This window comes from Streptomyces sp. NPDC050145, assembly GCF_044460245.1.
Taxonomy (GTDB): domain Bacteria; phylum Actinomycetota; class Actinomycetes; order Streptomycetales; family Streptomycetaceae; genus Streptomyces.
This window is the reverse complement of the sequence record NZ_JBITJS010000002.1, coordinates 431422-447533: the sequence shown is the minus strand read 5'-3', so window position 1 is coordinate 447533 and position 16112 is coordinate 431422. Positions and strand designations below refer to the sequence as shown.

The window sequence follows — 16112 nt, the reverse complement described above, 5'->3', positions numbered from 1 at the left end:
TGCCCCGGCACCCTCGAGCAGAAGGAGATCGGACCGTTGAGACTCGGCACCCTCGGCAGTGGCATAGCGCTGGCGACCGCGATGGTCGCCCTGAGTGCGGGTTGCTCCAGCCCGCTGTCGGACGGTCCCTCTTCGGCAGAGCCCAGCGCTTCGACTCCGGCTCGTCTTCGCCCGGACAGCCTTTCGGCGAAGATCGGGACGGAGGTCGAGAAGGGGTTCGGATACTCGGTCCGGGACGCGACCGACGCCGGGCGGACGGTCGACATGCGGCACGTCGACCTCTGGCGGTTCTGTCTGGAGAGCAAGGGGGGCCAGCCGAAGACGGTGGACCTCGGAGCTGTCCCGTACGGGGAGAAGTGCCCGGACCACTGGGATGCGCACATCCCCGAGATACGAACACCCCGCGTGACCGGGAAGAAATTCGAGAACGCCTACCAGTCCCTCCTGGAGAAGGGCTACGACAGCCTCTCCATCGATGTGCTCTACGGAAGCGAGGGCGTGGTCGAGCAGGCAGACATGCCCCGCGTCGACGGAGAGGTCTGCAAGCAGTCCCCGAAGCCCGGTGCCCCCTTCGACCCGTCGGAGAACGTCAAGCTCTACGTCGCGATGGGGAATTGCCCGAAGCGCTGATTCCCCGCCCGACGGCCGCAATCCGCAACTCGGCCCAGACGGTCTTACGGGGAAATGGCCCCTGGGTGACACCCCACCGTTCGGCGAGTGCCTCGACGAGGACGAGCCCGCGCCCCGATTCACCTTCCGCTGAGCGGAGTTGAGGGAGACGGTCGGCGCGGGTGTCGGTGACCTCGATGCGCAGGACGCCCTCGGTCACGTACACCCTGAGGACGAAATCGCGGGCGGGGAGGCGGCCGTGGGTGACGGCGTTCGCGGTGAGTTCGGCGACGACGTGCGCCGCGTCGTCCAGGACGTGGGCGAGGCCCCAGGTGCGGAGTTGTTCGGTGGCGAGGAGGCGGGCGAGGCGGGCCGCGCGCGAGGTCGGGGACAGCTGGACGCTGAAGTTTCTCGGTTCACGTCACTCAGCGTGGCCGCCCCCGCATACCCTGATCCGCGACTCGCCCGTCACGTACGGTCACTGTCCAGCGTTTGTCCAGAGCTGTACAGGCTGTCCAAGACCCTTGGCGGGTAGGGCGGTTCACGGAACGTGGGCGGGGAGCCGAACGGGCGGGAGGTACGCGCGGATGACCGGTGCGACGGACGGTGACGGCTGGGAGATCGAGCCCGGTGACGTACAGGGAGCGGCGGTGATCGCTCTGGTGGGACATCAGTTGAGGGCGCTGCGCGAGGCCGCCGGCCTCAGGGTGTCCGAGCTGGGCGCGGCACTCGGGTACGGCGAGGGCATCGTCTACAAAGTGGAGACCGGTACGCGGATCCCACGCCCTGAATTCCTGGACAAGGCCGATGACGTACTCCGCGCCAACGGCCTGCTCAAGGCGATGAAGCCCGACGTCGCCGAGGTCCGGTACCCGAAGAAGGTACGGGACATCGCGGCGCTGGAGGCGAAGGCCGTCGAGCTGACCTCGTACTGGAACCACAGCCCGCACGGCCTGCTCCAGACCCCCGAGTACGCGCAGGCCCTCTTTTCGATGCGCCGCCCGGCGCTGTCCTCCGAACAGATCGAACGCGCGATGGCCGGCCGCACGGCCCGCAAGTCCATCTTCGACCGCGACCCGGCCCCCGCCCTCAACTTCATCCAGGAAGAGGTGACCCTGCGCCGCCCCATCGGCGGCCGCACCGTCCTGCGCGGCCAGCTCGAACACCTCCTGGAGCTAAGCCAGTTGCGCACCATCGAAATCCAGGTGATGCCGACGGACCGGGAGGATCACGCGGGGATGGACGGGATCATGGAGGTTCTCAAATTCGGGGACGGGACCGCTGTCGGGCGTTGTGACGGCTTGTACAACGGGCGACCGGTATCCGACCCGAAACAGCTCCGTGGCATCGAGCTGCGGTGTGGGATCATCCGAGCTCAGGCTCTCTCGCCAAGGGAGTCACTGGCCTTCATCGAGCAAGTGCTGGGAGAACTATGAACCGCGAGACCAACGCCGGATCCCCGACCGAGCTTGCCTGGTTCAAGAGCACCTACAGCAGCGGCGGCAGCGAGCCCGACTGCGTGGAGGTAGCCCACGCCCCCGGCACAACCCACGTACGGGACTCCAAGAACGCGGAGGGCCCGCGCCTGTCCGTGAGCGGCACGGCCTGGGCCGGTTTCCTGGGCGGTCTGTGAGAACGGGTCGAGAATGACGGAAGACCCCCTGCACTTCTTCGCCGAAGTCCGCGTAGTCGATTCCCCGAACAGGCCCGACCTCGTAGGCAGGGCCGGCGCGATTCTTGGAATCTCCGAGCCTCGCGACAGCGCGACGCCGGTCGAGTACAGCGTGATGATCGACGGCTACGAACGGCTCGTCGCGTTTCGCAGGGAGGCCATCGCGCCTACGGGACGCGATCGGAGCCGAGAAGACTACTACTGAGCGAATGCGAGGCTGCGGCCTTGAGCGCGAAAGGGCCCGGAGTTCGAGATGAACTCCGGGCCCTTTCATGGCAAGTGACGCCAGATCAGTCCTGCGGACGCTTCGGCCGCCAGACCACCAGCGCGCTGGTCTGCTGGACCTCCTGGTACGGGACCAGGTCGCGGCGGTACGAGGCGTGGACCGCTGCCTCGCGCTGCTGCATGGCCGCTGCCGCGCCTTCGACCGCCGAGGAGAGTTCCGCGACGCGGGACTGGAGGGCCGCCACCTGGTTCTCCAGCTCGATGATGCGCTTGATGCCGGCCAGGTTGATGCCCTCTTCCTGCGACAACTGCTGGACGGTGCGCAGCAGGTCGATGTCGCGGGCCGAGTAGCGGCGGCCGCGCCCGGCCGTGCGGTCGGGCGAGACGAGGCCGAGGCGGTCGTACTGGCGCAGGGTCTGCGGGTGCAGGCCGGACAGCTGGGCCGCCACCGAGATCACGTACACCGGTGTCTCGTCGGTCAGTTCGTACGGGTTGCTTCGTCGACGGCCGTCCATCTGGCTCAGGCTCCCTTCGCCGCCTGGAACAGTTCTGCCCGCACGTCCGTGTCCTCGGTCGCCTTGGCGTACGACTCGAGGGCCGAACGGGCCTCATCGGTCAGGTCCTCGTCCCTGGGGACCGCGACCTCGACCGTGACCAGGAGATCTCCGCGCGTGCCGTCCTTGCGGACGGCGCCCTTGCCGCGGGCCCGCATCGTCCGCCCGTTCGGCGTGCCCGGGGGCAGCTTCAGGGTGACGGACGGGCCGCCGAGCGTGGGCACCTTGACCTCGCCGCCGAGCGCCGCCTCGGTGAACGTCACCGGGACGGTCACCGTGAGGTTGTCGCCCTTGCGGCCGAAGACGGGGTGGGCGTCGACGTGGACGACGACGTACAGGTCGCCGGCCGGACCGCCGCGCTCACCGGGCGCGCCCTTGCCGCGCAGGCGGATGCGCTGCCCGTCGGAGACCCCGGCGGGGATGCGCACCTGCATGGTGCGGGAGGACTTGGCGCGGCCGGAGCCCTTGCAGACCTCGCAGGGGGTCTCGGCGATGAGGCCGCGCCCCTTGCAGTCCACGCACGGGTCGGTGAGGGAGAAGCCGCCACCGCCGCCCCGCGAGACCTGCCCGGTGCCGACGCAGGTCGGGCACACGCGCGGCGTGCCGTTCTTGTCGCCGGTGCCGGAGCACGCCTTGCAGGGGGCCTGGGACGACATACGGAGAGGCACCGTGGCGCCGTCCACCGCCTCGGTGAAGTTGAGCGTCACCTCGGACTCGATGTCCTGGCCCCGGCGCGGCTGGGTACGGGCACCCGTGCCCGCGCCCGCGCCGCCCCGGTTGAACAGGCCGCCGAAGACGTCGCCGATGCCGCCGCCGAAACCGCCCTGACCCTGGCTCTGGCCCTGGGCGCCGCCTCCGAAGAGGTCGCCCAGGTCGAAGTTGAACGAACCTCCGCCGCCACCGCCGGGACCGGGGCGGAAGCCCCCGTTCCCGAACAGTGCGCGGGCCTCGTCGTACTCCTTGCGCTTCTTGGCGTCGCCGAGGATGTCGTTCGCCTCGGAGATCTCCTTGAAGCGCTCCTCCGCCTTGGGGTTGCCCTTGTTGGCGTCGGGGTGGTTCTCGCGCGCCAGCTTGCGGTACGCCTTCTTGATCTCGGCGTCGGTGGCGTCCTTGGGGACGCCGAGGACCTTGTAGTAGTCCTTCTCGATGAAGTCCTTGGTGCTCATAGGCCCCGACGTCCCTCCTCACTCATTTCGTTGCGCCTGTGTACGTCAGCCCTTGTCCGGGCCACCGTCGTCCTTCTCGGCGTCCTGCTCGGAGGCCTCGTCGGACTTGCCCTGCGCGCCCGGCTGCGGCTCGGCCACGGCCACCCGCGCGGGGCGGATGGTGCGCTCGCCGATCCGGTAACCCGGCTGCAGGATCGCCACGCAGGTCGTCTCGGTGACGTCCGGCGCGTAGCTGTGCATCAGGGCCTCGTGCACGGTCGGGTCGAAGGGCTCGCCCTCCTTGCCGAACTGCTGCAGGCCCATCTTGGCCACGACCGTCTCCAGCGACTCGGCGACGGACTTGAAGCCGCCGACCAGCTCACCGTGCTCACGGGCGCGGCCGACGTCGTCGAGGACGGGAAGCAGCTCGGACAGGAGGTTCGCCACGGCGACCTCCTTGACCGTGACGCGGTCCCGCTCCACGCGGCGCCGGTAGTTCTGGTACTCGGCCTGCAGGCGCTGGAGGTCGGCGGTGCGCTCGCCGAGGGCAGTGCGCACCTGGTCCAGCTGTGCCGTGAGGGCCACATCACCTGCGGACGAAGCGGAAGCTGAGTCCCCGGCCGGGGCCGCCCCCTCCTTGTCGGAGGGGGCGGACTTCGGCTCGGCGTCGTCGGCGCCGGAAGGGACGTCAGGCTTCTCGTTCTCCTCGAAGCCCGGGGTCTCCTCCGTCACGCGGCACCGTCCTTACGGTCCTCGTCGACGATCTCGGCGTCGACGACGTCGTCGTCGGCCTTGGCGTCACCCTGCGGGGCGTCGCCCTCGGGACCGCCGGCGGCCTGGGCACCCTGGGCGTCGGCGTACATGGCCTGGCCCAGCTTCTGCGAGACGGCGGCGACCTTCTCGGTGGCGGTGCGGATCTCGGCCGTGTCCTCGCCCTTGAGCTTCTCCTTCAGCTCGGCGACCGCGGACTCGACCTCGGTCTTCACGTCACCCGGAACCTTGTCCTCGTTGTCCTTGAGGAACTTCTCCGTCTGGTAGACGAGCTGCTCGCCCTGGTTGCGCGACTCGGCGGCCTCGCGGCGGGCGTGGTCCTCCTCCGCGTACTTCTCGGCCTCTTCGCGCATCCGGTTGACCTCGTCCTTCGGCAGCGAGGAGCCACCGGTGACGGTCATCTTCTGCTCCTTGCCCGTCCCGAGGTCCTTGGCCGTGACGTGCATGATGCCGTTGGCGTCGATGTCGAAGGCGACCTCGATCTGCGGGACACCACGCGGGGCCGGCGGCAGACCGGTCAGCTCGAACATCCCGAGCTTCTTGTTGTACGCCGCGATCTCGCGCTCGCCCTGGTAGACCTGGATCTGGACGGACGGCTGGTTGTCCTCGGCGGTGGTGAAGATCTCGGACCGCTTGGTCGGGATCGTCGTGTTCCGCTCGATGAGCTTCGTCATGATGCCGCCCTTGGTCTCGATACCAAGAGACAGCGGGGTCACGTCGAGGAGCAGGACGTCCTTGACCTCACCCTTGAGGACACCGGCCTGCAGGGCGGCGCCGATGGCGACGACCTCGTCCGGGTTGACGCCCTTGTTGGCCTCGTTGCCGCCCGTCAGTTCCTTGACGAGCTCGGCGACGGCCGGCATACGGGTCGAGCCACCGACGAGAACGACGTGGTCGATCTCGGAGAGCTGGATGCCCGCGTCCTTGATGACGTTGTGGAACGGCGTCTTGCAGCGCTCCAGAAGGTCGGACGTGAGCTGCTGGAACTGGGCGCGCGTGAGCTTCTCGTCCAGGTGCAGCGGGCCCTCGGCGGACGCCGTGATGTAGGGCAGGTTGATCGTGGTCTCGGTCGAGGACGAGAGCTCGATCTTGGCCTTCTCGGCCGCCTCGCGCAGGCGCTGGAGCGCCATCTTGTCCTTGGCGAGGTCCACGCCGTGGCCGTTGTTGAACTGCTTGACCAGGTAGTCGACGACGCGCTGGTCCCAGTCGTCACCACCGAGGTGGTTGTCACCGTTGGTGGCCTTCACCTCGACGACGCCGTCGCCGATCTCCAGGAGGGACACGTCGAAGGTGCCGCCACCGAGGTCGAAGACGAGGATCGTCTGGTCGTCCTTGTCGAGGCCGTAGGCCAGGGCGGCGGCCGTCGGCTCGTTCACGATGCGCAGGACGTTCAGGCCCGCGATCTCGCCGGCCTCCTTCGTCGCCTGACGCTCCGAGTCGTTGAAGTACGCCGGGACGGTGATGACCGCGTCCGCGACCTTCTCGCCCAGGTACGCCTCGGCGTCACGCTTCAGCTTCTGCAGGATGAAGGCGCTCATCTGCTGCGGGTTGAAGCTCTTGCCGTCGATCTCGATCTTCCAGTCAGTGCCCATGTGGCGCTTGACCGAACGGATCGTCCTGTCGACGTTCGTGACCGCCTGGCGCTTGGCGACCTCGCCGACCAGCACCTCGCCGTTCTTCGCGAAGGCGACGACGGACGGCGTGGTCCTGGCGCCCTCCGCGTTCGTGATGACGGTGGGCTCGCCGCCTTCGAGAACGCTGACGACGGAGTTAGTCGTGCCCAGGTCGATGCCGACCGCACGTGCCATTTCGATTCCTCCAGCTGACTACTTGAGTGGAACTGGCTCAAGGGTGCACCACCCCACCCCTCCCCGTCAACAGACCTGAGTCGAGCCCACTCAAGTTTTATTCAGCCCTTATGGGCAAGCAGATTGCCGACGCGCCGCGAGGGGGCGGGAGTTGGACTCTCGCGGGTGACCTTATGTACCTAATATCCCTTATGGAGTCGCAGCCGCCCCAGGTGGCCGTACTGATGACCAGCCGCGACCGACGCGCCTCGACGCTCGCCGCCCTCGACGCGCTCGCCGCGCAGACCGGGCTGCCGGCCGGCACGCGCGTGCGGGTCCACCTCGTCGACGCGGGGTCCTGCGACGGCACCGCCGAGGCCGTGCGCCGCGCGCATCCCGGCGTCCAGGTCGCCGAGGTCGGGCCCGACGTCTACTGGAGCCACGGCATGCGCCTCGCCAGCCGCAACAGCCGCGCGGCGGGGCTGCCCGACCCGACGCATCAGCTCTGGCTCGGCGACGCGGTACGGCTGCGGGCCGGGGCGCTCGCCGAACTCCTCGCGACCGCGCGGCGCTTCGACGACGCGGCGATCGTCGTCGGGGCGCTCTCGCGCGCGGGGCTCACCGTGCGGTCGGGGCGGACCGCGCCGCCCGCGCTCGCCCTGGTGGAGCCGACGGGGACGCCGGAGCGCTGCGCCACGTACGACGGGGACGTGGTGCTGGTTCCTTGGGCGGTACGGGAGCGGGTCGGGGACATCGACAAGGTGTTCCGGCACGGGATGGGGGATCACGATCACGGGTTGCGGGCCCGGCGGGCCGGGGTGGCGGCGTACGTGGCTCCGCGGGCCGTCGGGGAGTGGGCCGGGGCGGGTTCCGGGGTGCCCGGGTCCTCGGAGCCGGGGATCGGGGTGCGGGAGGCTCTTCGGCGGGTCGCGTCCGAGGCGGAGCGGCCGGTCTGGCCCTGGGCGGTGTACTGCGTACGGCATGCGGGGGTTCGGGCGCCGGGGTTGATCGTGGCGCCGTACGTACTGACGGCGCTACGGGCTGGCCGAACCCGGGGGCGCGGCCACCGGGGGGCCTCTTCCTGACCGTTGCCGGGTGCGGGCCGGTGGGGGCTGGTCGCGCCCACGCGGCGGAGCCGCAAATAGACACAGCCCCGCGCCCCTGAAATGCAGACCCTTCGGGTCGCATTTCCCCGATGAGGCGCAGCCTCATCAGGGGCGCGGGGAACTGCGCGAGAAGCCCCACTCACCCCTAGCCGCGTACGAGACCAGAAGGACCGTGCTGGATGGCGGCGGCGTACACGTGCGCCGCCCGGTCCAGCCAGCGCTCCGCCGCGTACGACTCCGCGTGGACGGCGCGGCAGTGCTGGGACAACCCCGGGAACAGGCGCTCGGCCACAGCAAGGGCCGACCCGAGAGGCGCCGCCCAAGAAGCCACCGTTCCGGTCCCCTCGGCCCGGACGGCCCGCGGCACCGCCACACCCCCGACAGCCAGCACGGGCACCCCCGCGGCCAGCGCCTCCGCGTAACAGACGGGCAGATCCTGCGCCCCGCGCCCGGGCACCACGAGCCCCCGCCGCCCCACGAGCCCCGCCCGCAGCCCGCCCCGCCCGACCGGCCCCGAGAACCGTACGGACGCCGGCGCGGCCGCCCGGCAGGCCCCTTCGAGCGGGCCCGCGCCGAGCACGTCGAGGCGTCGGCCGTCCGGCCAGCGGCGCAGCAGGTCGAGGATCCCGGTCTCCTGGGCGAGCCGGCCCACGTACGTCCAGGGCCCCTCGGGGGCGTCGGGCACGCTCGGCGCGGCGGGCGCGAAGTCGGGGAGCAGGGCGAGGCGCCGCAGCGGCACTCCGGCGCGCAGGTACTGGTCGCGGGCCGGTTCGGAGCGGACGACGAGGCGGTCGGCGCGGCGCAGCAGCGGGTCGCGGTCGGCGCGGGCCGCCCGGGCCTGCGGCAGCGCGGCGAGCCGGTGCAGGACGCCGGCGGCGCCGCCCTGGGGGCGGGTGTCGCGCAGAGTGGCGACGAGCGGGCCGGTCCAGTCGGCGGCCCAGGCGCGTCCGGCGCCGGGCGGGGCGTGGTGGACGTGGGTGACGTCGGGCGCGAGGGCCCGCAGCGCGCTCAGCGGCCCGCGGCTCTGCCCGGTGACGACGGTGACCGGGCAGGGCGCGCGGCGGCGCGGCGCCGCGTGCAACGGGCCGCCGGCCGCGGTGACGACGAGCTGCACGTCGTGCCCCGCGCGGACGAGCGCGGCGGCCTGGTCGAGCACCGCGGCGTTCTCCCCGCCGGGCCCACCGGGCCCGTGGAACCCGTGCACCAGAGCGATCCTCACGCGACCACCGCCCCATCCGATTCCCCGCACCCACCGGCAACACCGAGCCCGACCCCCCGCGCACCCGCCGGCCTCCGCCTGCCCGCGCCCGCACCCCCGCCCGAGGCCCGAGGCCCCGCGCGGAAACCGTCCACCAGAGCGATCCTCACGCGACCACCGCCCCATCCGATTCCCCGCACCCACCGGCAACACCGAGCCCGACCCCCCGCGCACCCGCCGAGAGCCCCGTCATGCGAACGCCGCCTCCCCCGCGACCCCGGTCCGTACGAGGGCCAGGTCCTCCCCGAAGGGGCCCGCTCCGGCGAGGACCTGGGGGAGTTCGGGGTGGCGGTCGACCTGAAGGAGGACGCGTTCGCCGGGGGCGACGACCTCCTCCCACATGCCGTCGAGGCGGCGGGTCCAGCGGGTGTCGCGGTCGCCGAGGGCGTACGGGAGCACCTGCCAGGCGGTGTCGCGGGACGCGGCCCGGCGGACCCCGGCGCGGGGGCCGCCGAAGGGTTCGAAGGAGACGATCCGGCCGCGGTAGCCGGCCCGGCGCAGGGCGCGTCCGAAGCCGCCGTCGTGGGCGCCGGAGTCCAGCACCAGGTCGATCTCGTCCTGGACCAGCCGGCGCACCAGTTCCCGCGCCCCGCCGAACGTCCTCATGGGCGTACCCCTTCTGTTCGTACCGCCTCTGTCGCCTCGGAAGCCTTGGTGCCGCGCAGCGCGAGGAGCACGGCGAGCGCGAGCGCGGCGGCCGGCCACCACACGGCCTCGGGGCCGAGCGCGCCCCGGTGCAGCAGCACGCCGACGACGGTGGTGAGCGCGGTCGCGACGCCCAGGGCGACGGCCGCGCCGGGCGCGGTCAGGCCGAGCCTGCGCAGGCGGTGCGCGAGATGGCCGGGGCGCCGGGCCCGGCGCCGGGTCACGAGGGCGAGTACGGCGTCGGCGGCGGGCACGGCGGTGAGCGCGAACAGGGAGGCGGCCGGTTCGGGCGCGGCGTGCTCCACGTTGACCAGGAGCGCCGCGCCCGCGAGGAGGAACCCGGTGTAGAGGGCCCCGCAGCCGCCGGCCCGGGCCCGCGCCGGGTACCAGGCGTGCATCAGGTACCCGGTGAGCGCGGCCGCGAGCAGCGCGAGGAGCACCGCGAGCGCGCCGAGCCCCTCGGCGCCCGCGCACACGCACAGGCCGAGCGCGGTGACGACGCCGACGGTGCCCATGACGCCCTCGGAGGTGTCGAGCTGCCGGAAGGCGCGGGTGACGAAGACGATCCACAGAGCGGCGAGCGCGCCGGTGAGCAGCCCGAGCCCGGCCAGGTGCACGACGACCGTGGCGGCCGCGGCCTCGACGGCGATCCGCACGCGTGCGTCGAGTCCGCCGGGCCGCAGCCCGTCGGCGAGCCCGAGCAGGCCGACGACGGTGGCGCCGGCGAGCAGCGCGGTCGTCGCGGGGTCGAGCGGCACGGCGCCGGTCAGGGCTCCGGCGGCGGCGAGCGCCCCGGTGGCGGTGAGGAGCGAGAGGCCGCCGACGCGCGGCGCGCCGCGCAGGGTGACGCCCCGGCGGCGGCGCCGGCCGAGCGCGAGGGGGCGCAGGGCGGCGGTCAGCAGGGTGGTGAGCAGCAGCGCGGCCGACGCGGCGGCGGTCCCGTACAGCACGTCAGCCCCGGGCCGCGGCGGTGAGCGGCGCGGTGGGCCGGCGGGCGGCGGCGTCGGCGAGGGCGTCGTCCACGATGTCGTCCAGGGTGCGGCGGGGCTGCCAGCCGGTGAGTGCGCGCAGCTTGCTCGTGTCGGGCACCCGGTGCGGGTCCTCGTCGCCGGGGGCCCCGGTGTCGTACGGGACGAAGCGGAGGGGGGACGGGGAGCCGGCGCGCTCGACGACGAGGCCCGCGAGGTCGGCGACGGCGGTCGGCTCGCCGCAGCCGACGTTGACCACCTCGCCGACGGCGCCGGGGTGGTCGAGGAGGCGCAGCAGCGCGTCGGTGACGTCGTCGACGTGGGCGAGGCAGCGCCGCTGGGTGCCGTCGCCGTGGACGGTGAGGGGCTGTCCGGCGAGCGCCTGCGCGGCGAAGGTGGGCACGACGGCGCCGCAGCCGGGTGCCTGGCGCGGACCGGCGGTGTTGAACAGCCGGGCGACGGTGACGGGCAGGCCGTGCTCGCGGTGGTGGCCGAGGGCGAGGATCTCGTCGACGGCCTTGGCGGTGGAGTGCGACCAGCGGGCCACGGTGGTCTGGCCGAGGATCCGGTCGTCGGTCTCGGCGAGCGGGCCCGCGCCGTTCTTCCCGTAGATCTCGGAGGTGGAGGCGAGCAGCAGCCGGCGGCGGTGGCGCAGGGCGGCGGCGACGACGGTCTCGGTGCCGCGCACGTTCGCGGTGAAGGAGTCGAGGGGGCGGGCGGCGAGGCGGGCGCCGACGGTGGCGGCGAGGTGGACGACGACGTCGCAGCGGCCGGTGAGTTCCTCGACGAGCCGGTCGTCGAGGACGGAGCCGCGCACGAAGCGCAGCCCGCGCTGCGGCCAGGCGCGGTCGAGGTTGGCGCGGTCGCCCGTGGAGAGGTCGTCGAGCACGACGACGGTGTGGCCCCGGTCGAGGAGGGCGTCCGTCAGGTGCGAGCCGATGAAGCCCGCGCCGCCGGTGACCAGGTAGGTGAGCGCGTCCATCGGGCCCCTCGACTGATTGCGGTATCGGGATGACACCGGGGGGCTCGCCCGTCCGGATACCGACTTAAGGTAATCCGTTATGTCCAAATATGGGGCGAATAACACGATCTACCGCGCGGCGCAGCCCGAGCCCGCCACCAGGCCCACTGAGTGGCACCTCAGCGACACAGATCACGACCCTGGCGACTACATTGCGACCGGGTAAGTGGGTAGTCTCAGACGGACTGCATAAGTTACCGCTTAGTAATCAATCGTCGGTCACCAAAGAGACCTCCCCTCGCAGGCCCGAGGAGCCCCCAATGCAACTCGCCGCGATCATCGTGTCGCTGGTTCTGATCGTGGTGGGCGCGGCGCTGTTCGTCCGTGCTCTCCTGCAGATCTACAACTTCATGCGGCTCGGCCAGAACGTGCCCAAGGGCACCCGCACGGACGACCCCGCACAGCGCACCCTCACCGTGGCCAGGGAGTTCCTCGGCCACACCCGTATGAACCGCTGGGGCGTCGTCGGTGTCGCGCACTGGTTCGTGGCGGTGGGCTTCTTCTCCCTGCTGCTGACGATCGTCAACGCGATCGGCCAGCTGTTCCAGGCGGACTGGCTGCTGCCGATCATCGGTGAGTGGGCGCCCTACAACGTCTTCGTCGAGTTCATCGGCACCATGACGGTCCTGGGCATCGTCGTCCTCATCGCGATCCGCCAGCTGTCCCACCCGCGCAAGCCGGGCCGCAAGTCCCGCTTCGCCGGCTCCAACTTCGGCCAGGCGTACTTCGTCGAGGCCGTCATCCTCATCGTCGGCGTCTGCATCTTCATGCTGCACGCCCTCGAAGGCGCCCAGCACCACGTCGACAGCTACGAGGCTTCCTTCTTCATCTCGTACCCGGTCGTCAACGCGCTGGAGGGCCTGGACGTCTCCACGCTCCAGAACCTCACCTACTTCTTCGCCGGCCTGAAGATCGCGACCTCCTTCATCTGGATGATCACGGTCGCCCTGAAGACCGACATGGGTGTCGCCTGGCACCGCTTCCTGGCCTTCCCGAACATCTGGTTCAAGCGGAACGCCAAGGGCGACGTCTCGCTCGGCGAGCTGCTCCCGATGACCTCCAAGGGCGAGCCGATCGACTTCGAGGACCCCTCGGACGACGACGTCTACGGCGTCTCGCAGATCGAGCACTTCTCCTGGAAGGGCCTGCTCGACTTCTCCACCTGCACCGAGTGCGGCCGCTGCCAGTCGCAGTGCCCCGCCTGGAACACGGGCAAGCCGCTCTCCCCGAAGCTCCTCATCATGTCGCTGCGCGACCACGCGCACGCCAAGGCGCCCTACCTGCTCGCGGGTGGCGGCAAAGACATGGAGGGCAACGAGAAGGCGACCGAGGAGCAGCTGAAGGACGTTCCCGCGGCCGCCCTCGCGGAGGCCGAGCGCCCCCTCATCGGCACCGCCGAAGAGAACGGCGTCATCGACCCCGACGTCCTGTGGTCCTGCACCACCTGCGGCGCCTGTGTCGAGCAGTGCCCCGTCGACATCGAGCACATCGACCACATCGTCGACATGCGCCGCTACCAGGTGATGATCGAGTCCGCGTTCCCGTCCGAGGCGGGCACGATGCTCAAGAACCTGGAGAAGAAGGGCAACCCCTGGGGCCTCGCCAAGAAGCAGCGCCTCGAGTGGCTCAAGGAGCTCGACTTCGAGGTCCCGGTCGTCGGCAAGGACATCGAGGACCTCACCGAGGTCGAGTACCTCTACTGGGTCGGCTGCGCCGGCGCCCTAGAGGACCGCGCCAAGAAGACCACCAAGGCCTTCGCCGAACTGCTCAACATCGCGGGCGTCAAGTTCGCGATCATGGGCGGCGACGAGAAGTGCACCGGTGACTCCGCCCGCCGCCTGGGCAACGAGCCGCTCTTCCAGCAGCTCGGCCAGGAGAACGTCATGGCGCTCAACATGGCCTTCGGCGAGGAGTACGACGACGACGGCAAGGTGACGGAGGAGTCGAAGAAGCCCCGCACCGCCAAGAAGATCGTCGCCACCTGCCCGCACTGCCTCAACACGATCGGCAACGAGTACCCGCAGATCGGCGGCGACTACGAGGTCATCCACCACACCCAGCTGCTCCAGCACCTGGTGGACGAGGGCAAGCTGATCCCCGTGACCCCGGTCGAGGGCATCATCACGTACCACGACCCCTGCTACCTGGGCCGCCACAACAAGATCTACACGCCCCCGCGCGAGATCATCGGCAAGGTCCCGGGCCTCCGTAACGAGGAGATGCACCGCCACAAGGAGCGCGGCTTCTGCTGCGGCGCCGGCGGCGCCCGCATGTGGATGGAAGAGCGCATCGGCAAGCGCATCAACAACGAGCGCGTCGACGAAGCCCTTTCGCTGAACCCGGACATCGTCTCCACCGCCTGCCCGTTCTGCCTCGTCATGCTGACCGACTCGGTCAACGGCAAGAAGAACGACGGCAAGGCCAAGGAGTCCATCCAGGTCGTCGACGTCGCCCAGCTCCTCCTCGACTCCGTCCGGACGCCGGCCGACCCGGCGGGCGAGACGGAGAGCGAGGACGCGCCGGAGCCGGAGCCGGTCAAGTAGACCGCTCCGCGGGAGGCGTCAGCCTCTGAGCCGGACTCCCGTACGCCATCGAGGGCATCCCGTGAATTCACGGGGTGCCCTCTTTGTCGTAAGAAACCTGCTGTAAGAGCCGTACAACCCTTCCGGTTGATCCCTTGTCCAACGGTATGTCGGAAAAGGAACGGGCCCTTTCCGGCCGTCCCCCCGCGCTGCCCGGCCCTCCGTCAGCCCAGGAGCCGCACGTGCGCAAGAACCGTTCGGCCGCCCTCGCAGCGGCGTCATTCCTTCTTCTCGGCGGCATGTTCATCGCCACCGCCCCGTCCGCGTACGCCGGCACGCCCGGCGGGACCCGCGCGAACGACCGCAACACCGACTTCAACGGCGACGGCTACGACGACGTGCTCGTCGGCGCGCCCGGCGCCACCGTCGGCGGGCACACCGGCGCGGGTCTCGTCACCGTCCAGTACGGCGGGCCCGGCGGCATGGGCACCACCCGCGCCGCCGTGTTCAGCCAGAACACCACCGGGGTGCCCGGCGCCGCCGAGACCGGGGACGCGTTCGGCCAGGCCGTCGCCACCGGCGACCTCGACGGCGACGGCTACGACGACGCGATCGTCGGCGCGCCCGGCGAGGACCTCGCCTCCTTCACCGACTCCGGCGGCGGCGTCGTCTTCTGGGGCACGCCCAGAGGCCTCACCGGCGCCGACAGCACCTGGCTCCAGTCCGACGAGCTCGCCGCCGGCCGCCACTTCGGCTCCGCGCTCGCCGCCGCCCACTTCTCCGACGAGACCCCCGGCGACCTCCTCGCCGTCCTCGACACCGCCGGCCTCTCGATCTACCGCTACGAAACGGCCCCCGCCGCGGCCCGCAGCACCGGCAAGCAGCTGGCCCGCGAGTCCCGGCGCAACTTCACCCAGAACGCGCCCGCCGCCCGCGCCGCCCAGGACGAACCGGACGGCATCCAGCCCAAGTCCCTCACCACCGGCGACTACGACGCCAACGGCTTCGCCGACCTCGTCGTCTCCGGCACCTCCGTCGGCTCCGAGCCCGGCCACGGCTGGTCCTACGTCCTGCCCGGCACCGCCTCCGACGCCGACCCGCTGCCCATCCTCGCCGTGCGCGGCGGCCCCGTCGTGGCCTCCGGCGACGTCAACGGGGACGGCAAGGACGACCTGATCACCGGCGAACCCCACAGCCCCGACGACGGCGGCGAGACCATGACCGGCGGCGTCGTCGGCGTCCACTACGGCTCGGCCACCGGCCCCTACGGCGAACCCGAGTGGTGGACGCAGAACACCACCGGGGTGCCCGGCACCGCCGAGAAGGGCGACGGCTGGGGCAGCGACCTCTCGGTCGGCGACACCAACGGCGACGGCTTCGCCGACCTGGCCGTCGGCGCGTCCGGCGAGGACATCGGCACGGTCGCCGACGCCGGCGCGGTCTGGGTGCTGCGCGGGTCCGCGGGCGGCCTCACCGCGACCGGAGTGAAGGACTTCAACCAGAACTCCGCCAACGTGCCGGGCACCGCCGAGAAGGGCGACAAGTTCGGCGCGCAGGTCGCGTTCACCGACCCGAACGACGACGGCCGCTTCGGGCTCCTCGCCTCGGCACCGGGCGAGAACACGAACGACGGCGTGATCTGGGTCTTCTCCGCCGGATCGGGAGGCGTCACCGCCACGGGTTCCTGGACCTACGGCGCGGGCTCCCTCCACGCCCCGTACCAGAACGCCCGCTTCGGAGCCGCCATCGACGACTGAGCCCCCGTACCGCCGGGCGGGGCCGTGCTTCGGGCGCGGCCCCGCCCCACGTGACGCAGTAGCCACCCCCCG

General features: G+C 71.4%; 16 protein-coding genes. 7 read left to right on the top strand and 9 right to left on the bottom strand.

The features are described 5' to 3' along the window. Window positions 1-36 precede the first annotated feature (36 nt). On the top strand, window positions 37-630 hold the full coding sequence (locus tag ACIBTU_RS05570) for a PASTA domain-containing protein (protein ID WP_399124594.1): 594 nt from the start codon (window positions 37-39) through the stop codon (window positions 628-630). Here the strand turns inward: ACIBTU_RS05570 and ACIBTU_RS05565 are convergent. Next, window positions 590-1003: an ATP-binding protein gene (locus ACIBTU_RS05565; protein ID WP_399124819.1), complete on the bottom strand. Its 414-nt coding sequence runs from the start codon at window positions 1001-1003 to the stop codon at window positions 590-592. The two genes, ACIBTU_RS05570 and ACIBTU_RS05565, sit on opposite strands and share 41 nt — an antisense overlap. Window positions 1004-1196: 193 nt before the next feature. Between ACIBTU_RS05565 and ACIBTU_RS05560 the strand changes: the two genes are divergently transcribed. The 3 genes from ACIBTU_RS05560 to ACIBTU_RS05550 are packed head-to-tail and all read left to right on the top strand — an operon-like array spanning window position 1197 to window position 2486. Next, complete coding sequence (locus ACIBTU_RS05560) at window positions 1197-2045, top strand: helix-turn-helix domain-containing protein (protein ID WP_399124593.1); 849 nt, start codon at window positions 1197-1199, stop codon at window positions 2043-2045. Then, entirely contained in the window at window positions 2042-2242 is a 201-nt protein-coding gene (locus ACIBTU_RS05555) for a DUF397 domain-containing protein (RefSeq protein ID WP_399124591.1), read from the top strand. The genes ACIBTU_RS05560 and ACIBTU_RS05555 overlap by 4 nt, the downstream gene beginning before the upstream one ends. A gap of 13 nt (window positions 2243-2255) precedes the next feature. Continuing rightward, the gene (locus ACIBTU_RS05550; RefSeq protein ID WP_399124590.1) at window positions 2256-2486 is read left to right on the top strand and encodes a hypothetical protein; all 231 of its coding nucleotides are present in this window, start codon (window positions 2256-2258) and stop codon (window positions 2484-2486) included. 85 nt (window positions 2487-2571) lie between these two features. Here the strand turns inward: ACIBTU_RS05550 and ACIBTU_RS05545 are convergent, their stop codons facing one another. The 4 genes from ACIBTU_RS05545 to dnaK are packed head-to-tail and all read right to left on the bottom strand — an operon-like array spanning window position 2572 to window position 6784. After that, the gene (locus tag ACIBTU_RS05545; protein WP_399124589.1) at window positions 2572-3021 is read right to left on the bottom strand and encodes a heat shock protein transcriptional repressor HspR; all 450 of its coding nucleotides are present in this window, start codon (window positions 3019-3021) and stop codon (window positions 2572-2574) included. A 5-nt stretch (window positions 3022-3026) separates the two neighbouring features. Continuing rightward, window positions 3027-4226 (bottom strand): molecular chaperone DnaJ, encoded by a 1200-nt coding sequence (dnaJ, locus tag ACIBTU_RS05540; protein WP_399124588.1) that lies wholly within the window; start codon window positions 4224-4226, stop codon window positions 3027-3029. Between the two features lie 45 nt (window positions 4227-4271). Then, complete coding sequence (grpE, locus tag ACIBTU_RS05535; RefSeq protein WP_399124587.1) at window positions 4272-4937, bottom strand: nucleotide exchange factor GrpE; 666 nt, start codon at window positions 4935-4937, stop codon at window positions 4272-4274. Next, complete coding sequence (gene dnaK, locus ACIBTU_RS05530; RefSeq protein ID WP_399124586.1) at window positions 4934-6784, bottom strand: molecular chaperone DnaK; 1851 nt, start codon at window positions 6782-6784, stop codon at window positions 4934-4936. Before dnaK ends, grpE begins: the two co-directional genes overlap by 4 nt. 224 nt (window positions 6785-7008) lie before the next feature. Here dnaK and ACIBTU_RS05525 point away from each other — a divergent pair, with 224 nt between their 5' ends. Then, window positions 7009-7848: a glycosyltransferase family 2 protein gene (locus tag ACIBTU_RS05525; protein ID WP_399124585.1), complete on the top strand. Its 840-nt coding sequence runs from the start codon at window positions 7009-7011 to the stop codon at window positions 7846-7848. Between the two features lie 166 nt (window positions 7849-8014). On the opposite strand, the gene ACIBTU_RS05520 is transcribed toward ACIBTU_RS05525, so the two are convergent. The 4 genes from ACIBTU_RS05520 to ACIBTU_RS05505 all read right to left on the bottom strand — a co-directional run bounded on the left by ACIBTU_RS05520 (window position 8015) and on the right by ACIBTU_RS05505 (window position 11722). Continuing rightward, entirely contained in the window at window positions 8015-9088 is a 1074-nt protein-coding gene (locus ACIBTU_RS05520) for a glycosyltransferase (protein ID WP_399124584.1), read from the bottom strand. Window positions 9089-9316: 228 nt separating this feature from the next. Next, complete coding sequence (locus tag ACIBTU_RS05515) at window positions 9317-9733, bottom strand: hypothetical protein (protein WP_399124583.1); 417 nt, start codon at window positions 9731-9733, stop codon at window positions 9317-9319. Continuing rightward, complete coding sequence (locus ACIBTU_RS05510; protein WP_399124582.1) at window positions 9730-10722, bottom strand: MraY family glycosyltransferase; 993 nt, start codon at window positions 10720-10722, stop codon at window positions 9730-9732. The genes ACIBTU_RS05515 and ACIBTU_RS05510 overlap by 4 nt, the downstream gene beginning before the upstream one ends. Window position 10723: 1 nt before the next feature. Next, window positions 10724-11722, bottom strand: coding sequence for an NAD-dependent epimerase/dehydratase family protein (locus ACIBTU_RS05505; protein WP_399124581.1), 999 nt, complete (start codon window positions 11720-11722; stop codon window positions 10724-10726). 299 nt (window positions 11723-12021) lie between these two features. Here ACIBTU_RS05505 and ACIBTU_RS05500 point away from each other — a divergent pair, with 299 nt between their 5' ends. After that, window positions 12022-14304 carry a (Fe-S)-binding protein gene (locus ACIBTU_RS05500; RefSeq protein ID WP_399124580.1) on the top strand — a complete coding sequence of 761 codons (2283 nt, stop codon included), beginning with the start codon at window positions 12022-12024 and terminating at the stop codon, window positions 14302-14304. Between the two features lie 221 nt (window positions 14305-14525). Beyond that, window positions 14526-16040 (top strand): esterase, encoded by a 1515-nt coding sequence (locus ACIBTU_RS05495; RefSeq protein WP_399124579.1) that lies wholly within the window; start codon window positions 14526-14528, stop codon window positions 16038-16040. The last annotated feature ends 72 nt before the right edge of the window (window positions 16041-16112 follow it).

Excerpts from the sequence above, each read along its gene's own strand:
- ACIBTU_RS05560 (WP_399124593.1), top strand. The coding sequence starts at position 1,197 with ATGACCGGTGCGACGGACGGTGACGGCTGGGAGATCGAGCCCGGTGAC.
- ACIBTU_RS05555 (WP_399124591.1), top strand. The coding sequence starts at position 2,042 with ATGAACCGCGAGACCAACGCCGGATCCCCGACCGAGCTTGCCTGGTTC.
- ACIBTU_RS05550 (WP_399124590.1), top strand. The coding sequence starts at position 2,256 with ATGACGGAAGACCCCCTGCACTTCTTCGCCGAAGTCCGCGTAGTCGAT.
- ACIBTU_RS05545 (WP_399124589.1), bottom strand. The coding sequence starts at position 3,021 with ATGGACGGCCGTCGACGAAGCAACCCGTACGAACTGACCGACGAGACA.
- dnaJ (WP_399124588.1), bottom strand. The coding sequence starts at position 4,226 with ATGAGCACCAAGGACTTCATCGAGAAGGACTACTACAAGGTCCTCGGC.
- dnaK (WP_399124586.1), bottom strand. The coding sequence starts at position 6,784 with ATGGCACGTGCGGTCGGCATCGACCTGGGCACGACTAACTCCGTCGTC.
- ACIBTU_RS05525 (WP_399124585.1), top strand. The coding sequence starts at position 7,009 with ATGACCAGCCGCGACCGACGCGCCTCGACGCTCGCCGCCCTCGACGCG.
- ACIBTU_RS05515 (WP_399124583.1), bottom strand. The coding sequence starts at position 9,733 with ATGAGGACGTTCGGCGGGGCGCGGGAACTGGTGCGCCGGCTGGTCCAG.
- ACIBTU_RS05505 (WP_399124581.1), bottom strand. The coding sequence starts at position 11,722 with ATGGACGCGCTCACCTACCTGGTCACCGGCGGCGCGGGCTTCATCGGC.
- ACIBTU_RS05500 (WP_399124580.1), top strand. The coding sequence starts at position 12,022 with ATGCAACTCGCCGCGATCATCGTGTCGCTGGTTCTGATCGTGGTGGGC.